Raw genomic sequence first — 17,154 nt, forward strand, 5'->3', positions numbered from 1 at the left:
ATTCTCTTTTGTCTGAATTTAAATTTGGATGGTTTTCAGGGTTTTTTATAATTGAATTAATTTTTAATAAACTGACTGTTAATCCAATAAAAAAAACAAAAAGCATAGGAAACAATACCTTATTGCTAAATATAAAGTTGTTTAAATGCGTCACTTCTACCTTTGTGTCCATAGGAACAGAAACTAAACTAGAAATAGAAAAGTTGAAGTAATACGATAATATGTTATAGCATGATAACATAATTTTCATTTAAGTTTTTTTTATAAATATTTTGAAAAGTATATTACATAAATTTATAAAACAAAATTAGTTTCTTCAAATTTATCTTGAAAATCAACACCTACAATAGCATTGTATATAGCATAATTCATTGAATACATAAATGGGAGTGTAAAAAATACTCCAATACAACATCCAATAAAACCTACCATTGAGCCAATAAGTGCCACAATTATTAAGCCTAATAAGATTAAGGGTTTTTTTAGTACAATTAGAATACTGTATTTTATAGCTTCAACGGCTTTTAAATTACCAAAAATAACAAGCGGAATGGTTAGGATAGTAAGGAATGATATAAAATAGGAAATAAGATTACCAAGTATTTCTAATTTTAGTTGAGTAAATACTATTGCTTGTAAAAAACTAATTGAGGAAATTATAATAGTAGATATAATGATTTCCATAACGTATGGGAGCTGATAATAGCTAAAAAGTGTGCTGATATGAAATTCTTCGTCTTTTTCTCCGCAATCTGCCATTTTAAGAAATCCAGCTTGAAATGGAGCTAATAAACTAGCCACTATTAGAATAGCACCGCTATAGATATACAATGATGAACCAGATAAGTTTTCTGATTTTAAATTTTCAGGATTTAATTTTTGCGTAATTAAGTCAGCGCCCCAAAAAGTGATTAGCGCTCCTATTGCAAAAATCCCAAATAAAATAGAAAATACAAATAGTACTAATCCAGCATACAAAGCAATTTTTTTATAATTTTCGAAGGCATGATTGAATACATCTCCAAAATCTAATTGGTACCCGTTTTTTTCAATATCTTGTAATCTTTCTTTTAATGGATTCATTTTTTATTATCTTGGTTTATAAGTTTTTTTGGTTTGGTTATACTTTAGAGTATGTTTTGGAAAGATGCTCTTAATCATTGGCTTCTTCTCGTATTCAACATCCCAGTATTGTTTTTATTTCTAAAAAAAGAGTCAAATTTAGTGTTTTTTTATTTTTTAACAATCAAAACCTTCTAAGGTACAGTTGTATGTCACGAAAAGGGATATGGTTTGCTCAGGTTTTTACAACCATTTTAATAATTTCTTGATTGATGCTAATTTGTTTTTATATGGAGCATATCGCATAGGTAAGTCTAGCCAAGTTGCTTTTTTTGTGACTCCTTTATGATGGGAGAAAATATCAAAACTTAGCTTACCATGATAAGCGCCAATACCACTATGACCTACACCTCCAAACGGGAGTCTGTTATTAGAAAAATGCATTACTGTTTCATTTACACAACCTCCTCCAAAGGAATGGGTTGTAATTATTTTTTTTGCAAATTTTCTATCATCAGTGAATACGTATAAGGCCAATGGCTTTTCGTATTTAGAAAGTATGGCACTTATTTCATCTTCTTCTTTATAAGTCAGTATGGGTAATATTGGACCAAAAATTTCATCTTCCATCAATAAACTGTCAAAAGAGTTTTCGTCAATAAGTGTTGGGCTGATGTAGCAATCCTCAACATCGGTTACGCCTCCAAAAATTACTTTTTGGGGTTCGATTTTACTCACTAATCGATGCCAGTTTTTTTCATTGACAATTCTTGGAAAATCAGGGGATAATTTTGGGTCCTTTCCGTATGCTGCTGTAATTTCTTTTTTAAGATAATCTACAAAATGACTTTTCATGTCTTCCTGTATCAAGATATAATCCGGGGCAATACAGGTTTGACCAGCGTTCAAAAATTTACCCCAAACAATTCTTTTGGCGGCTAGTTTTAAATTGGCAGTTTCGTCTATAATGCATGGGTTTTTACCTCCAAGTTCCAGTGTTACAGGCGTAAGATTTTCGGCAGCTGCTTTGGCTACGATTTTACCAACAGGAACACTACCTGTAAAAAAGATATAATCCCATCTTTGTGCCAATAATTTTTGAGAGACATCAACACCACCTTCTATCACTTTTACATGATTGTGCTGGAATGCTTTTTCAATGATTTCTGCGATGATTTCGGATGTTTTTGGAGTCAATTCAGAAGGTTTCAAAACCACTTGATTGCCTGCGGCAACTGCAGCAATTAATGGACAAAGAGCTAGTTGAAAAGGATAATTCCAAGGAGCAATAATTAGAACTTTACCATAAGGCTCCTTAAAAATATAATCTGTAGAAGGAAAGTTTAGTAGTGATGGAAGAACTCTTTTGGGTTTTGCCCAACTTTTAATGTTCTTTATAGTATCTTTTAGTTCAGAAATTACATAACTGGTTTCTGTAAGAACTGATTCAAAAGGAGATTTTTTGAAATCTTCATGTAAGGCTTGAATGATTTTATTTTCATGTTTGATAATTACATCCAACAGCTTAATCAAAGCCTCTTTCCTTGAACCAACATTTAATTTGTAACTCATCATAGAAACACATTGTTTAGTATAATGCAAGTTAAATTTTATAATTAATATATAATATTTTTTTTCTATAAAATATCAAAACGACTCTGCAACAAGGTGTTATATTTTGCCTAACTTTTGTTTTATTTCTAATTAGAATCAATTTCTTTTTCTATGTAAAGGTTTTCTGTGATACTATTATTATCTAAAAATTTTTTGTGATGCATTTTTTAGATAATAAAAAAAGCCAATTTTAAATTTTAAAATTGGCTTTTATATTGGCTATTGATTTTTATGGGTGTTCATTTCTTGCTCTTTTCACAAGATCAACCAAGTCAGAACCACCACTAGCTAGGTTGTTACTTGAGTTATGCGCACTTTGTGTGGCAACAGCATATGGACTACCATCCCAGTATCCCCAGAATGGGCCTCCACTTTGTCCTGGCCATACATCTCCATGATGTGTCATACTTTCATTATCATCAGCACTCCAAAAATCACCATCTAATGAAATATCAGTTTGGTATGTAGGTCTTTGTGTTCCTGTCAAATCTGCAGGATAACCAGCGTGTGTCCAATAAGCACCACCATCCCAAGAATCAGAATAAGATTTTGAACCTAACCATCCAGTACTGTTTCCTATAGCTCTATCTAATACAATAACAACATAATCATATTGTACTTCTGTACCATCAATAGTTGGTCCAGCAACTTTATATTTGTAATAAGTTAGTGTTCCCCAAGCACTTCCATAAGGCGCACTACCGTTATAATACATAGGTGTGAATTTTAACCATCCAGTAGTATTATTAGCTTGCCAGTCAACGATATGTGAACAAGTAAGAAGATGTCTTGGTCCTATCATTACACCACTTCCTGAACCTAGTGGGCTTTCTACTTTACCAACACATCTCCAAGGATAAGCAGTAGAATAGTACACTTTTCTTTGGTCTGGTCCAAAAATAGTTTTTTCGCCATTGCTAGAAAAGAATTCATCTCTTTCAATATATTTAGGCTTACGGTCTTTTTTAGGCTCTAATTTTGCTAGAAATTCAAAATCGGCATGTGTTGGATAGAAATGATCTGTTTCTGTTATTTCAGCGGTGTCTTTTACACCTGCTAAAGGAACTCCAACCGTTTTTGTACCTTTAGGAAAGCGCAAACCATTAACGGTTACTGTTTCAGGTTTTATATTAATTAACTTTTCTGTATCTGAAGTGTTTTCAGACGCTTTTGCTTTAATGGGTTTAAGTTTTCTAACTTCGTCCATTGACATTGGGTTGCTGATTCTTGTGCTCATTTTTATAGTTTTTAAATTAATTAATTATTTATTATTTATTTTATGTAAATATTTTTTGACTAAATTCAACTGAGGTACTTTCTGTTTGATTTACTTGAGCAGCTCCCATAGCAGACAATGCATTTGCAGTTTGTGAATCAAGTAGTTTTCTTGATATACTACCACTTGTTGCTCTTAATATTTTGCAGAAGTGATAAGTAAAATATCCTCTGGTTTGTCCTCCAATATTCCCTTCCATAGAAACTTGGTTGTCCTTACATGCAGCCCAAAGAGTATGATTCATACCAGCAACCGGAACTAAGGCTTTTGTTGATATGATTTTTTCGCCATTTTTTTTCGGTTTTTTTAGTTTTATATCTTTCGAATAACTAAAGTAAAATTCATCCTCAAGCATTGGAGAAATATAACGAGCTGATTCATTTGAAGGTTCTCCAAACTCATCTATTTCAATTTTTCTGGTTCCTGATCCTGAATGGCAGCAATCAAAAATTACTTCAAGGTTTACACCAGCTTTTAATTTAGTGTCAAATATTGTTTTGAAATCATCATCTCTTAGTACCCCAGCCGTAGTATAATTGTGAGGGCAAATAGCCTCATCAAGACCATCTATTTCTAAATCTGAACCAATATTTGCAACTCTGGTTCCGTGACCTGAATAATAGAATACAAGAGAGTCACCTGTTGTAGAACTAGTTAAAAGCCAATTTAAATAGCTAACAATGTTTGCTTTCGTAGCATTTTGATTGGTTAAGATTCTAATGTTTGAAGGTGTAAATCCGCAAATTACTAATGTATTTGCCATGTCTCTTGCATCATTAACACAACCATTTAGGTCAGGTCCACCCATTCCTGTAGGGGCATAATCATTAATGCCTACTACTACTGCTTTTTTTGCCATATTTTATAGTTTTAAAGATTTAATTGCTATGCTTTTTTAGATTATGAGGTATACACTCAATTGCTTTTATTCTTAATTCTAATTTTTTTAAAAATTAGGCAGATGTAAAGTTTGTAATATTTAATGTTTTGAAATAGAGTAGATTATCGTGTTTTTGATGAAGGTGTTTTTACGGTTTGAAAAAGGGGGTTTTTCCCCTTGACGGGCTTTTTTAAGCTAATAATGAGGTAAAATACTTTTTAAAAGAATAAAGTGAGGCTAGTTTTTCTTGATTTTGATTTATTCTTGATGCGCTAATTTTTTTGCATTCCCCTTGTTTTATACTAGATTATATTTATTATTCTGACTTATAGTGCATTACAAGGTTTTGATTTGTTGATATAATGTTATTTTTCTTATATTTACTAATAATATGTAGCCTTGTAATTGAATTTATATGGAGAGAATAGAACAAGATGAAATACAATTATTGATGGTCCTATTTAGTATTGTGTTGTTGGCATTTTTGGCAACATTATTTTTCTTGTTTTTTTATTTTCAGAAAAAAAAATCCAAGTTTTTGATTGATAAAATTGAAACTGAATTGTTGTTTCAATCTGAATTAATGAATTCTAAAATAGAGATTAAAGAGCAGACCTTGACTAATATCAGTAGAGAACTGCATGATAATATAGGGCAGATACTCTCCGTGGCTTTAATGGAGATGAATGTTCTTATTGAGAATGAAGAAAATTATTCTAAAAATGATTTAGTTGAAATAAAAGATTTGATCACTAAATCTCTTAATGAAATTAGAGTTTTGACTAAGTTAATGAATGGAGATATAGCTATTCAGTCCAATTTTATTGATACAATTTCTGAAGATTTAGATAGGATAGGAAGGTTAAAAAAGATGCAATGTAAATTCAATATAGAAGGTAAGGTTCAGAAGATAAATAAAGAGCACGAAACTATTATTTATAGAATCTTGCAAGAGGCCATCTCAAATATTTTGAAGCATTCATATAGCAAAACAATTTTGGTAGACATTTTATTCACTGATATTAATTGCAAGGTCAATATAATAGATTCTGGTAGAGGTTTCAATTTTCATAATTCCACAAATGGATCTGGAATTTTTAACATGAATAATAGAGCCAAATTAATTGGGGCTACTTTATCGATATATTCAGAATTTGGTAAAGGGGCTAAGCTAACAATAGATTATCCAATTAAAGTGCAATCTTAAAAAATAAAACTATGGATAAAATTAAGATTATAATAGTGGATGATCATGTATTGTTCTCTGAATCATTATCCTATTTGGTCGGAAGTTTTAAAGAATTTGAAGTGATTGGAAATTATGGCAATGGGAGAGAGTTTATAAGTGCACTTTCTGAAGAAACTTTGATGCCAAATGTTATATTGTTAGATATAAATATGCCTATAATGAATGGGGTAGAAACAATGAAATGGATTAAAGAAAATCATCCAAATTTAAAAGTTATAGTTTTATCCGTAAATGATGATGAGAATACAATAATGAAAATGATGGCGGATGGGGTTAAAGGTTATTTGTTGAAGGATACTTCTCCCAATCAATTCAGAGAAGCATTACTTGAAGTTTATAATAAAGGATTCTATTATTCAGAAAGAATTTCAAGTTGTCTGATAAATGAGCTGAGGAATGGCCATAATAGAGTATTCCTAAAAGAGAGAGAAGTAGAGTTTATAAAATTGGCCTGCACTGAAAAAACATACAATGAAATTGCTGTAGAAATGCACTTAAGTCCCAAAACGGTTGATGGTTATAGAGAAAATTTATTTCAAAAATTAGAAATAAAAACAAGAATAGGACTAGTGCTTTATGCAATGAAAAATAAAATTGTTTGCGTATAGTTTGTTAAATCGCTTTCCAAATTACATCTTCCGGAACTGGAGCAATAATAGTTATCTTTTCTTTTGAAACAGGGTGAGTGAATACCAATTTTCGGGCATGTAGATGAATTCCTCCATCAGGATTACTCCTGTCAGAGCCATATTTTAAATCTCCTTTAATTGGGGAGCCAATTGCTGAAAGCTGTGCTCGTATTTGATGGTGTCTGCCTGTATGTAATTGAATTTCCAGTCCAACATAATTATCGAGTTCTTTGATGATTTTGTATTCTAAACTAGCCAATTTACTATCTGGAACTTCTTTGAGATGCGCTTTTGAAGTATTGTTCTTTTCGTTTCTTTTGATGTAATGAACAAGGGTATCTTCATTTTTGGCAGGTTTGTTTTTGACAACTGCCCAATATGTTTTTTGAGTTTCTCTATTACTGAATAACTCATTCATACGACTCAAGGCCTTGCTGGTACGGGCAAACACTACAATTCCGGTAGTAGGTCTGTCTAATCTGTGAACCACTCCAAGAAATACTTCGCCTGGTTTATTGTATTTATCTTTGATGTACTCTTTGACAACATCACTAAGAGGTTTGTCACCGGTTTTGTCACCTTGCACAATATCACCTACACGTTTATTTACCACTATAAGGTGATTGTCTTCGTGTAGGATTTGGAGATTATTTTTATTTGAAATTATTTTCAAAAGAAAGGATTGTTAGATTATTAGATAATTCGATTGTTAGAAAAATAGAAATCTATTTTAACGTAGAACGAAATTTAGATGTCATTTTAGTGATTCTGTCAATAGTGAGGCATAATTCATCTAGCTTTATTTGGTCAATATAGCCTAAATCGAAAGCTATTAATAATTGTGTTTCAATTTCATAAATAGAACCAATAGCAATTTCAAGAAATCTAGAAAAATCCTTATTACTGCTTCTAGAGCAACCTTCTGCCATATTTGATGGAACAGATACTGAAGCACGACGAAGTTGATTTGTCAATCCAAACTTTTCTGATTCAGGAAAATTTGCAGTAATAATATAAATTTCAGAACAAAACTTTCTGCTTAATTTCCATATTTCTAAATCTTTAAATCTATGCATGTTCTATTTTAATCGAATTATCGAGAAATCCAATAATCTAAAAGTCTAAATTAATACTGCTTTTTATATTTAATTTTAATCTAGTTATCTAATTATCCAATAATCGAATAATCGAATAATCGAATAATCTAAATTAATACTGTTCTTTCTCGTTTGGAAAATCCTGTGATTTTACATCCTCAACATATTGACTAATTGCAGAAGTCATACCTTCGTATAAATTCATGTAGCGTCTTAAGAAGCGAGGGCTAAATTCATTGTTCATACCCAACATATCGTGTATTACCAATACTTGTCCATCAACACCACCACCAGCACCAATCCCAATTACAGGAATAGAAATACTTTGAGCCACTTTTGATGCCAAATGGGCAGGTATTTTTTCAAGCACTAAAGCGAAACAACCTAATTGTTCTAATAATTTAGCATCTTCAATTAATTTTTCGGCTTCTTGTTCTTCTTTGGCACGAACGGTATAAGTACCAAATTTATAAATAGATTGAGGTGTTAATCCTAAATGCCCCATAACCGGGATGCCTGCATTCAAGATTTTTTTAATTGAATCTTTTATTTCTTTACCACCTTCTAATTTTACAGCGTGACCACCACTTTCTTTCATAATTCTGATAGCAGAACGCAAAGCTTCTTTAGAATCTGATTGGTAACTTCCAAAAGGTAAATCAACAACAATCAAAGCTCTTTCTACAGCTCTAACTACAGATGAAGCATGATAAATCATTTGGTCTAATGTGATTGGTAAAGTAGTTTCATGACCCGCCATAACATTTGAAGCTGAATCACCAACTAGAATTACATCAATTCCAGCTGTATCTACAATTTTGGCCATGGTATAATCATAAGCCGTAAGCATAGAGATTTTTTCGCCATTGGATTTCATCTCTATTAAGGATCTTGTGGTTATTCTTTTATAGTCTTTTTTAGCTACAGACATAATTTTATATGATTTTTAAACCATCCCGATGCTTCGGGATTGGTGTTGATTTTTAGTATGAGAGTGTAAAAGTAATAAATTGAATTTTTTAAAATTGAATTTTTGCAAGGAATATGAAAAAGAAGACTAGGGAATTTACAGTATTTGTATTAAACCAAAGTATTTTAAAGATTTCCCATAACAAATAACTAAAATGACTAATTTTGATAAATAAACTCACAAAATTCAATTTTGAAAAACATACTCATCATTGATGACGAAGAAAAATTACGTCATCTACTGGCTCGAATCATAAAATCAGAAGGTTTTGATGTTTTTGAAGCTCCTGATTTGAAGTCAGGTTTTAAAAAATTAGAAACCAATGATATTGATGTTGTTTTATGTGATGTCAAGCTTCCGGATGGTAATGGTGTTGATTTTCTTCAAAAAATAAAGACTGTTTTTCCTATAACGGAAGTTATTCTCCTGACCGCTTTCGGTAAAATTTCTGATGGCGTTCAAGCTATGAAAAATGGTGCTTTTGACTATATCGTAAAAGGCGATGATAATGATAAAATTATCCCATTGTTATATAAAGCTTTAGAAAAAGTTCAACTCAAAAAGAAAGTCAAACAACTTGAAAAACGAATATCCGATAAGTATTCTTTTGATAGCATTATTGGAAAATCGAAAGGGTTGGAGCAAGTTATTGATTTGGCCAAAAAAGTTGCCAAAACCGATTCTACTGTACTTTTGATTGGAGAAACCGGAACAGGAAAAGAGGTTTTTGCACAAGCCATTCATGAAAACAGTAATCGAGCAGGAAAATCATTCGTTGCTTTAAACTGTAGTACTTTCAGTAAAGAAATTCTGGAAAGTGAATTATTTGGGCACAAACAAGGAGCATTTACTGGAGCCATAAAAGATAAAAAAGGTTTTATTGAAGAAGCCAACGGTGGGACTTTGTTTTTGGATGAAATAGGCGAAATGCCACTAGAACTCCAAGCCAAATTATTACGGGTTCTTGAAACCAGTGAGTACATACAAATAGGAGACACAACACCTAAAAAATCTAATTTTCGTTTGATTGCCGCAACGAACCGCGATTTAAAAGCCGAAAGTGATGAACATCGTTTTCGCTCCGACTTGTATTTTAGATTGAATATTTTTGAGATTAAAATTCCGCCTTTGCGAGAAAGAATAAAGGATATAGCGCCCTTAACCGATTATTTCGTGAAAGAATTCTCATTGAAAGGAAATAAGAAAGGATTGACGATTGATTCTAATTTCATGCATAAATTAGAAACCTATCATTGGCCGGGAAATGTTCGTGAATTGAGAAATGTAATTGAGCGTTCAGTAATTCTAGCGAGTGATGATATCTTGATACAAGATGTTTTGCCTTATGAAATTCAGCACCAAATTGGTCATGCGAACAAAACATTATCCGCGTTTTCTATGCAAAGTGTCGAAAAATTACATATTCAGAAAGTTCTAAATTATACTAAAGGCAATAAGGCCGAAGCTGCACGCTTACTAGAAATAGGTATTGCAACGCTTTACCGAAAATTAGATGAGTATAATATGCAATAATAAAATTATCATTTTGAGAAAAGCTCTGCATATTTGTGGAGCTTTTTTTTATGTTGTAAAATATCTATGGCATGCAACTTCTTTAATCCTTTCGGTAAGATTTTTTAATCTGAGGTATTATTGGGCGAATTAATCAGAAGATTAAAAGCAATTAAAAAAGAAAAAGTACCTAGAATGGCGATGCAAAAATTGGCTTTTTCCGCAGTTTGTTTTACAATATCACTTTTCTTTTTGATAGCAAGCGTATTTAATTTCAAAATATGAAATATGTTTTGACGAATTTGATTTTTTAAAGCTTCATCATTCCAGTTCTTTTTCAAAGCATCAAAATTATTCTGCAGCTCATAAGTTACTTTATCTTCGCCAGCTTCAGTAATATTTCCCATTTGTTTGGTCAGATTGGTTTCAAACAGAGCTATTGCTTTTTCTTTATCAGAATTAATTTCGTCTAACGAGAGAAGCATATTTCTAGAGTACTCGAGTGTATTATAATTGGCTTTCAAAATGTTTTCAGTATCATTTTCAATAGAAAAATTATAGTACGCACTCACTAATGAAAGTGAAATTATCATTAGAAAAAGCAATCCAATTTTTGAGTTTAATTTGATTTTCATTTTCAAAAATATTATGTGATGTTTGGACTAATAGTATTATTGATTATGAATGTAAGATATTGGTTTCTAGGTGTTTTTATAGGTTCTAATTTACAACTCTTAATTTTTAAATCCTAATTTATGACTATTAACTTTTAAATCGTTACCAATCGGGGTAATCTAAACCTATTTATATGATGAATAAGTCGTGATGAAAAATTATCGTTTTGAGAAAAGCTTATCATTTTGATAGGCTTTTTTTATGTCTTTTTTTGGCACGACAACATCAACACTTTATATAATAGTGCTTTATGGATTTTTCATTTTTTTGGAATGCTTTTGGCATAAGGGATCAAGAACAAATAAACCATTATTAGTAATGAAAAATAAAATAGCCACGATTTACGAACAAGCAGAGCGCTTTGCCGAAATCACAAAAGTTGCAATTATTACAGGGAATATTAATCGAGCAAAAAAATGCTTAGCATTAGCTGAGCGATTATTTGAAACGGGAAGCAGCGAAACAAAGAATGCTATTTCGAATGTATATGTTTTTTCGGTTTCCTCATTCATGGAACTGCGTCGTTGCAACATTTCTAATCTGTTTCCTAAATCGTTGAAGGCAGAATACATCAAGCAAATAAATGCTTCTGGTGTTTGAAAATTTAAAGATTTAAAGATTTAAAGATTTAAAAATTTAAAGATTTAAAGATCTTACTAATCTGACAATCGAATAATCCAACTATCTAATAATCTATGATCACAATTCTTTTACTCGCATTAGCAGTTTTGCTTTTTGCGATTTGTTTCAAGTCCGTCGAATTTTTTGAAAAAATCTAAATCATGACAGCACTATTTATTGTCGCACTTGCCGTATTCGGTTATTTGGTTTATGTATTAATTAAACCTGAAAAATTTTAATAATGTAAGAAGTGAATAATGTTAGAAGTAAAATGTAAAAAAGTAAAATGTAAAAAAGTAAAATGTAAAAAGTAAAATGTAAAAAGTGAAAAATGTAAAAAGCGAAAAATGAGAGGTGAAATGCGAAATACGCAGTCTAGAAGATTTTTTTGCATTATACTTCTCTCTACTAACATTTCACGATTCACATTTTACAATTCACACTTCACCTAAGAAAAAAACAAAATATGAACACAGAACTTTTTGGAGTCATCAGTATTTTTATCATCACAATAGTTTTGGCAATTCCTGTAGGAAGATATATTGCCAAGGTGTATTTGGGTGATAAAACCATACTTGATTCAATCTTCAATCCAATAGAAAAATTTATTTTCAGAATCAGTGGTATTAATTCCACAGAAGAAATGAACTGGAAACAGCATTTGAAAGCATTATTAGCCATAAACATGGTTTGGTTCTTTCTTTGTTTTTTCATTTTAATTTTCCAAGGAAGCTTACCGCTAAATCCAGATGGTAATCCATCTATGTCACCTGATTTGGCATTTAATACCGCAATTTCATTTATAGTGAATTGTAATTTGCAGCATTATTCCGGTGAATCAGGTCTTTCTTATTTAGGACAAATGTTTTTAATGTTTCTGCAATTTGTTTCAGCAGGGACAGGGATGGCAGCTGCGGCCATGGTTTTTGTTGCCATGAGAGAGAGAACTACAGATAAACTAGGGAATTTTTATAATTTTTTCATCAAAAGTTGTACTCGTATTTTATTGCCGCTTTCGGCTATTGTTGCAGTCGTTTTAGTATTTAGCGGAACTCCAATGACATTTGAGGGAAAAGATAAAATTGTGACTTTACAAGGTGATACAGTCGAAGTTTCTCGTGGTCCGGCTGCTGCATTTATTGGTATAAAGCATATTGGAACCAATGGAGGAGGTTTTTTCGGAGCCAATTCAGCTCATCCATTAGAAAACCCTACTTATCTCACTAATGCAGTTGAATTGTGGGCGCAATTAATTATCCCGTTTGCAATGATTTTTGCGTTAGGTTTCTTTCTTAACAAAAGAAAATTCTCTTATGTCGTTTTCGGAGTAATGACCATCGGGTTCTTATTACTGGTGATACCAACAATGATTACCGAAATTAATGGAAATCCTGCCATTCAGAAAATGGGAATTACCCAAGTAACAGGCGCCATGGAAGGTAAGGAAGTGCGTTTTGGAACCGCTATTACTAGTTTTTGGCAAATTGCAACAACTGTAATTTCTACTGGTTCTGTAAATAGCATGCATGATAGTTCAATGCCACTTTCTGGAGCTACGGAGTTGATGGCAATGATGGTCAATGCTTTTTACGGAGGTTGTGGTGTTGGCTGGCTGAATTTTTATGTTTTTATCATTTTGGCGGTTTTTATATCAGGTTTGATGGTAGGTAGAACCCCAGAATTTTTAGGAAAGAAAATAGAAGCCAGAGAAGTAAAAATAGCTGCGATTATCGCTATTCTTCATCCACTACTAATATTGGCAGGAACAGCTTTAGCATCTTATTTTGCTGCCAATGATACTGCAATGGGATATTGGTTTAGCGGAAACGCTACAGGTTGGTTAAATAATCCGGGTAATCATGGATTCTCTGAAATGTTATATGAATACACTTCGAGTGCAGCCAATAACGGCTCAGGTTTTGAAGGTTTAGGAGACAATAATCCATTTTGGAATATTACAACAGGGATTGTTTTATTACTGGGACGTTTCATTCCCATAATTGGACCATTAGCTATTGCGGGATTGTTGGCTAATAAAAAATATATTCCAGAAAGTGCAGGAACTTTAAAAACGGATACTCCCATCTTTGGTGTAATGGTTTTTGCTGTAATCTTAATCATTTCAGCTCTATCATTCTTCCCAGCATTGGCACTAGGCCCATTGGCAGAATATTTCTCAATGTAAAAAAGTGAAAAGTGAAAAGTGAGATGTAAAATGTAAAATGAAAAATGTAAAATGAAAAATGTAAAATGTAAAAGTGAAAAGTAGAATGTAATTGTTTGGTTACGAACAATTTACTTCTGACAATTTACTTATCACTTTTCACAATTCACAATTCACAATTCACATCTTACATCACACAATTCACAATCTACTCTCAAGATTTTTAATTAAACCATAAATGAGTTTTCCTATGATGTCTAATTTTCCAATCAGTTGTTCAGATTCTTTTTCGTTGATAAAGTTTAATTCTTTGCTCAATAAAAGCAAAGTGTCAAGTTCAGATAGAGAACCTAAAGAAATATGCAAAAAATGGATAAATTCTTTTGTTCCTTTTCTGGCTGCACCTTCAGCAATATTCACTGGAATTGAAACAGAAGCTCTTCTGATTTGTGATGTTAGTCCAAATTTTTCATCTGAGGGAAACTGATTTGTAACTGAATAAATTTCTTTAACAAATTCAAAACTTTTAATCCAAGAATTCAAATTTTTATGAGGCTTCATATTTATGCTTTAAATGAATATCAAATATATTCAATCGTACGACATTTCACACATAACATTTGACATTTAACCAATATAAAAAATGACTAAAAAGAAATCTAATTCATTGTTTGAAGGGAAGCAGGTAAAAGCAGCATTAGTGCAGTCTTTTGTAAAGCTTAACCCAAAAACAATGTTCAAAAATCCGGTAATGTTTACCGTAGAGATAGGGACAGCTATTATGTTTGCCGTATGTGTATCCATTTTATTTGGCTCACAGCATCAAGGTAGTTTTGTTTACAACTTCATTATCTTCTTAATTTTATTAGCAACGCTTTTGTTTGCCAATTTTGCAGAAGCTATTGCAGAAGCCAGAGGTAAAGCACAAGCAGACAGTTTGAGAAAAACACGTGAAGAAACTCCTGCACGACAAGTTTTAGCCAATGGTGAAATTAGAAACACCAGTTCCTCTGAACTAAAGAAAGGGGATGTTTTTATTTGTGAAGCAGGAGATTTAATTGCCACCGACGGTGAAATCATTGAAGGTCTGGCTACAATAGACGAGAGTGCAATTACTGGCGAAAGTGCTCCTGTAATTCGAGAAGCGGGTGGTGATAAATCATCGGTTACTGGAGGGACAAAAGTATTATCGGATAAAATTAAGGTAATTGTAACCTCAGAACCTGGAGAAAGTTTTCTGGATAAAATGATTGCTTTGGTTGAAGGGGCAAGCCGTCAGAAAACACCAAACGAAATTGCTTTGACGATTCTTTTGGCAGCGTTTACTTTGATATTCGTGATTGTTTGCGTCACACTAAAACCGTTTGCGGATTTTGCAAATGCACCAATTACAATCGCAGCTTTCATTTCTCTTTTTGTATGTTTAATTCCAACCACTATTGGTGGGCTATTATCCGCTATCGGAATTGCGGGAATGGATAGAGCATTGCGTGCTAATGTAATTACTAAATCAGGGAAAGCAGTAGAAACTGCGGGAGATATTGATGTATTGCTTTTGGATAAAACAGGAACAATTACTATTGGAAACAGAAAAGCAACTAATTTTTATCCAGCAAAAGGAATTTTGCCAGAAGATTTTATAGCATCTGCGGTATTAAGTTCACTTGCAGATGATACCCCAGAGGGAAAAAGTATAGTAGAGCTCAGTAAAGTGTTAGATGGTGATGGTAAAATAGGGTTTGATATTTCACATTTTACAGATAACATTTCACACACCATTAAGTTTACTGCCGAAACCAGAACCAGCGGGGTTGTTCTAAAAGATGGTACAAACATTAGAAAAGGTGCCCAAGATGCTGCAAAAAAGATTGTGCTTCAAGCGGGAAATATTTTTCCGGAAGATATAGACGAGAGAGTTATTGCAATTTCTTCAAAAGGGGGAACGCCATTAGTAGTTGTTAAAAATTGCGAAGTACAAGGCGTTATCGAATTACAGGATATTATAAAAACGGGCATGAAAGAACGTTTTGAGCGTTTGAGAAAAATGGGCGTGAAAACCGTGATGGTTACTGGTGATAATCCTTTGACAGCCAAATTTATTGCCGAAAAAGCTGGTGTTGATGATTTTATTGCCGAAGCAAAACCTGAAGATAAGATGAATTACATCAAAAATGAGCAACAAAACGGTAAACTCGTAGCAATGATGGGTGACGGTACCAATGATGCTCCTGCACTTGCACAAGCTGATGTAGGTGTTGCGATGAACAGCGGAACCCAAGCTGCAAAAGAAGCAGGAAACATGGTCGATCTTGACAATGACCCAACTAAACTTATTGAAATTATAGAAATAGGAAAACAACTGTTGATGACAAGAGGAACGCTTACCACGTTTTCAATTGCGAATGATGTTGCCAAATACTTTGCCATTGTTCCTGCGCTTTTCATAACTGCAATTCCTGCTCTTGAAGGATTGAATATTATGCATTTGCATAGTCCGGAAAGCGCTATTTTATCAGCTGTGATTTTCAACGCGATTATCATCCCAATATTGATTCCACTGGCATTGAAAGGAGTGGATTATAAGCCAATTGGAGCCAGTGCCATTTTAAAAAGAAATCTTTTGATCTATGGACTTGGCGGTTTGTTAGTTCCTTTTATCGGAATTAAATTAATTGATTTGGCGGTGGCGTTATTTATGTAGTAAAAAAAGGTTCTGAGATGCTAAGAATCTAAGTTCCTAGAGTTTTGCTTTTTAAAAGTCTTAGAATCTTAGTGACTTAGAACCTAAATAAAAAAATAAACAAAAAATGAAAAATATATTTTCAATATTAAAATTTACTTTTTTAGTAGTAATTTTATTCGCAATCATTTATCCTTTAGCGATATATGGAATTGCACAGTTTGCTCCAAATAATGGAAAAGGAGAAATTATTTCTGTAAACGGCAAAGTAGTAGGATACCAAAAGATTGGTCAAAAATTTGATAAGGCAAATTATTTTTGGGGACGACCATCGGCTGTGGATTATAATGCAGCAGGAAGTGGAGGTAGTAATAAAGGTGCGAGTAATCCAGATTATTTGGCTTTGGTTCAAAAAAGAATAGATACGTTTTTGATTGTACATCCGTATTTGAAAAAATCGGATATTCCTGCTGATATTGTAACTGCCTCAGCGAGTGGTTTAGATCCGAATATTTCACCACAAGCTGCTTTGATTCAGGTGAAAAGAGTAGCGAAAATTAGAAACCTGTCCGAAGATAAAGTAAAAGAATTGGTAGAAACCAAAATTAATAAACCCGTTTTGATGGGGACTTCAACCGTAAATGTTTTAGAGTTGAATGTTGCTTTGGATGAATTGAAATAAAATGTAATTTTTAATAATAAGAACTATAGAATCGAGATGCCCT

The 17,154-nt window shown here is 32.5% G+C and carries 17 protein-coding genes; 8 read left to right on the forward strand and 9 right to left on the reverse strand.

Translation table 11 applies throughout. The annotated features are described in order from the left end of the window. Positions 1 to 294: 294 nt before the first annotated feature. The 4 genes from OZP08_RS11990 to OZP08_RS12005 form a co-directional block, all read right to left on the reverse strand. Positions 295 to 1,083: a hypothetical protein gene (locus tag OZP08_RS11990; protein ID WP_268846333.1), complete on the reverse strand. Its 789-nt coding sequence runs from the start codon at positions 1,081 to 1,083 to the stop codon at positions 295 to 297. Between the two features lie 222 nt (positions 1,084 to 1,305). Next, complete coding sequence (locus tag OZP08_RS11995; protein WP_268849503.1) at positions 1,306 to 2,634, reverse strand: aldehyde dehydrogenase; 1,329 nt, start codon at positions 2,632 to 2,634, stop codon at positions 1,306 to 1,308. A 271-nt stretch (positions 2,635 to 2,905) separates the two neighbouring features. Beyond that, on the reverse strand, positions 2,906 to 3,913 hold the full coding sequence (locus tag OZP08_RS12000) for a trypsin-like serine peptidase (RefSeq protein ID WP_268846334.1): 1,008 nt from the start codon (positions 3,911 to 3,913) through the stop codon (positions 2,906 to 2,908). Between the two features lie 40 nt (positions 3,914 to 3,953). Next, entirely contained in the window at positions 3,954 to 4,811 is an 858-nt protein-coding gene (locus OZP08_RS12005; protein ID WP_281321941.1) for a caspase family protein, read from the reverse strand. 436 nt (positions 4,812 to 5,247) lie between these two features. Here OZP08_RS12005 and OZP08_RS12010 point away from each other — a divergent pair, with 436 nt between their 5' ends. Continuing rightward, complete coding sequence (locus tag OZP08_RS12010; protein WP_281321942.1) at positions 5,248 to 6,039, forward strand: sensor histidine kinase; 792 nt, start codon at positions 5,248 to 5,250, stop codon at positions 6,037 to 6,039. A gap of 11 nt (positions 6,040 to 6,050) precedes the next feature. After that, complete coding sequence (locus OZP08_RS12015; RefSeq protein ID WP_268846337.1) at positions 6,051 to 6,689, forward strand: response regulator transcription factor; 639 nt, start codon at positions 6,051 to 6,053, stop codon at positions 6,687 to 6,689. 4 nt (positions 6,690 to 6,693) lie between these two features. On the opposite strand, the gene OZP08_RS12020 is transcribed toward OZP08_RS12015, so the two are convergent. The 3 genes from OZP08_RS12020 to panB form a co-directional block, all read right to left on the reverse strand. Beyond that, on the reverse strand, positions 6,694 to 7,383 hold the full coding sequence (locus OZP08_RS12020; protein WP_281321943.1) for an RluA family pseudouridine synthase: 690 nt from the start codon (positions 7,381 to 7,383) through the stop codon (positions 6,694 to 6,696). A gap of 52 nt (positions 7,384 to 7,435) precedes the next feature. Continuing rightward, positions 7,436 to 7,786, reverse strand: a complete 351-nt coding sequence (locus OZP08_RS12025; protein WP_268846338.1) for a four helix bundle protein — start codon at positions 7,784 to 7,786, stop codon at positions 7,436 to 7,438. A gap of 133 nt (positions 7,787 to 7,919) precedes the next feature. Further along, complete coding sequence (gene panB, locus OZP08_RS12030; RefSeq protein ID WP_268846339.1) at positions 7,920 to 8,738, reverse strand: 3-methyl-2-oxobutanoate hydroxymethyltransferase; 819 nt, start codon at positions 8,736 to 8,738, stop codon at positions 7,920 to 7,922. A gap of 228 nt (positions 8,739 to 8,966) precedes the next feature. Between panB and OZP08_RS12035 the strand changes: the two genes are divergently transcribed. After that, the gene (locus OZP08_RS12035) at positions 8,967 to 10,310 is read left to right on the forward strand and encodes a sigma-54-dependent transcriptional regulator (RefSeq protein WP_268849504.1); all 1,344 of its coding nucleotides are present in this window, start codon (positions 8,967 to 8,969) and stop codon (positions 10,308 to 10,310) included. Positions 10,311 to 10,414: 104 nt separating this feature from the next. Here OZP08_RS12035 and OZP08_RS12040 read toward each other — a convergent pair whose 3' ends face one another. Further along, on the reverse strand, positions 10,415 to 10,924 hold the full coding sequence (locus OZP08_RS12040) for a hypothetical protein (protein WP_268846340.1): 510 nt from the start codon (positions 10,922 to 10,924) through the stop codon (positions 10,415 to 10,417). Positions 10,925 to 11,282: 358 nt separating this feature from the next. On the opposite strand from OZP08_RS12040, the gene OZP08_RS12045 reads away from it, so the two are divergent. The 3 genes from OZP08_RS12045 to kdpA all read left to right on the forward strand — a co-directional run bounded on the left by OZP08_RS12045 (position 11,283) and on the right by kdpA (position 13,770). Further along, the gene (locus OZP08_RS12045) at positions 11,283 to 11,564 is read left to right on the forward strand and encodes a DUF7674 family protein (RefSeq protein ID WP_268846341.1); all 282 of its coding nucleotides are present in this window, start codon (positions 11,283 to 11,285) and stop codon (positions 11,562 to 11,564) included. A 182-nt stretch (positions 11,565 to 11,746) separates the two neighbouring features. After that, positions 11,747 to 11,824, forward strand: a complete 78-nt coding sequence (kdpF, locus tag OZP08_RS12050) for a K(+)-transporting ATPase subunit F (protein WP_111410498.1) — start codon at positions 11,747 to 11,749, stop codon at positions 11,822 to 11,824. A 227-nt stretch (positions 11,825 to 12,051) separates the two neighbouring features. Further along, positions 12,052 to 13,770 carry a potassium-transporting ATPase subunit KdpA gene (gene kdpA / locus OZP08_RS12055; protein ID WP_268846342.1) on the forward strand — a complete coding sequence of 573 codons (1,719 nt, stop codon included), beginning with the start codon at positions 12,052 to 12,054 and terminating at the stop codon, positions 13,768 to 13,770. 180 nt (positions 13,771 to 13,950) lie between these two features. Here the strand turns inward: kdpA and OZP08_RS12060 are convergent, their stop codons facing one another. Further along, positions 13,951 to 14,310 (reverse strand): four helix bundle protein, encoded by a 360-nt coding sequence (locus OZP08_RS12060; protein WP_268846343.1) that lies wholly within the window; start codon positions 14,308 to 14,310, stop codon positions 13,951 to 13,953. An 82-nt stretch (positions 14,311 to 14,392) separates the two neighbouring features. Here OZP08_RS12060 and kdpB point away from each other — a divergent pair, with 82 nt between their 5' ends. Both kdpB and OZP08_RS12070 read left to right on the forward strand, forming a co-directional pair. After that, positions 14,393 to 16,450: a potassium-transporting ATPase subunit KdpB gene (gene kdpB / locus OZP08_RS12065; RefSeq protein WP_281321944.1), complete on the forward strand. Its 2,058-nt coding sequence runs from the start codon at positions 14,393 to 14,395 to the stop codon at positions 16,448 to 16,450. 106 nt (positions 16,451 to 16,556) lie between these two features. Further along, positions 16,557 to 17,111: a K(+)-transporting ATPase subunit C gene (locus tag OZP08_RS12070; protein WP_268846344.1), complete on the forward strand. Its 555-nt coding sequence runs from the start codon at positions 16,557 to 16,559 to the stop codon at positions 17,109 to 17,111. Positions 17,112 to 17,154: the final 43 nt, after the last annotated feature.

The sequence above is a fragment of the Flavobacterium aestivum genome (genome assembly GCF_026870175.2).
Taxonomy (GTDB): domain Bacteria; phylum Bacteroidota; class Bacteroidia; order Flavobacteriales; family Flavobacteriaceae; genus Flavobacterium; species Flavobacterium aestivum.

Bases quoted from the DNA above. Each gene is read 5' to 3' on its own strand.
- OZP08_RS11990 (WP_268846333.1), bottom strand. From the start codon at position 1,083: ATGAATCCATTAAAAGAAAGATTACAAGATATTGAAAAAAACGGGTAC.
- OZP08_RS11995 (WP_268849503.1), bottom strand. From the start codon at position 2,634: ATGAGTTACAAATTAAATGTTGGTTCAAGGAAAGAGGCTTTGATTAAG.
- OZP08_RS12000 (WP_268846334.1), bottom strand. From the start codon at position 3,913: ATGAGCACAAGAATCAGCAACCCAATGTCAATGGACGAAGTTAGAAAA.
- OZP08_RS12005 (WP_281321941.1), bottom strand. From the start codon at position 4,811: ATGGCAAAAAAAGCAGTAGTAGTAGGCATTAATGATTATGCCCCTACA.
- OZP08_RS12010 (WP_281321942.1), top strand. From the start codon at position 5,248: ATGGAGAGAATAGAACAAGATGAAATACAATTATTGATGGTCCTATTT.
- OZP08_RS12015 (WP_268846337.1), top strand. From the start codon at position 6,051: ATGGATAAAATTAAGATTATAATAGTGGATGATCATGTATTGTTCTCT.
- OZP08_RS12025 (WP_268846338.1), bottom strand. From the start codon at position 7,786: ATGCATAGATTTAAAGATTTAGAAATATGGAAATTAAGCAGAAAGTTT.
- panB (WP_268846339.1), bottom strand. From the start codon at position 8,738: ATGTCTGTAGCTAAAAAAGACTATAAAAGAATAACCACAAGATCCTTA.
- OZP08_RS12040 (WP_268846340.1), bottom strand. From the start codon at position 10,924: ATGAAAATCAAATTAAACTCAAAAATTGGATTGCTTTTTCTAATGATA.
- OZP08_RS12045 (WP_268846341.1), top strand. From the start codon at position 11,283: ATGAAAAATAAAATAGCCACGATTTACGAACAAGCAGAGCGCTTTGCC.
- kdpF (WP_111410498.1), top strand. From the start codon at position 11,747: ATGACAGCACTATTTATTGTCGCACTTGCCGTATTCGGTTATTTGGTT.
- kdpA (WP_268846342.1), top strand. From the start codon at position 12,052: ATGAACACAGAACTTTTTGGAGTCATCAGTATTTTTATCATCACAATA.
- OZP08_RS12060 (WP_268846343.1), bottom strand. From the start codon at position 14,310: ATGAAGCCTCATAAAAATTTGAATTCTTGGATTAAAAGTTTTGAATTT.
- kdpB (WP_281321944.1), top strand. From the start codon at position 14,393: ATGACTAAAAAGAAATCTAATTCATTGTTTGAAGGGAAGCAGGTAAAA.
- OZP08_RS12070 (WP_268846344.1), top strand. From the start codon at position 16,557: ATGAAAAATATATTTTCAATATTAAAATTTACTTTTTTAGTAGTAATT.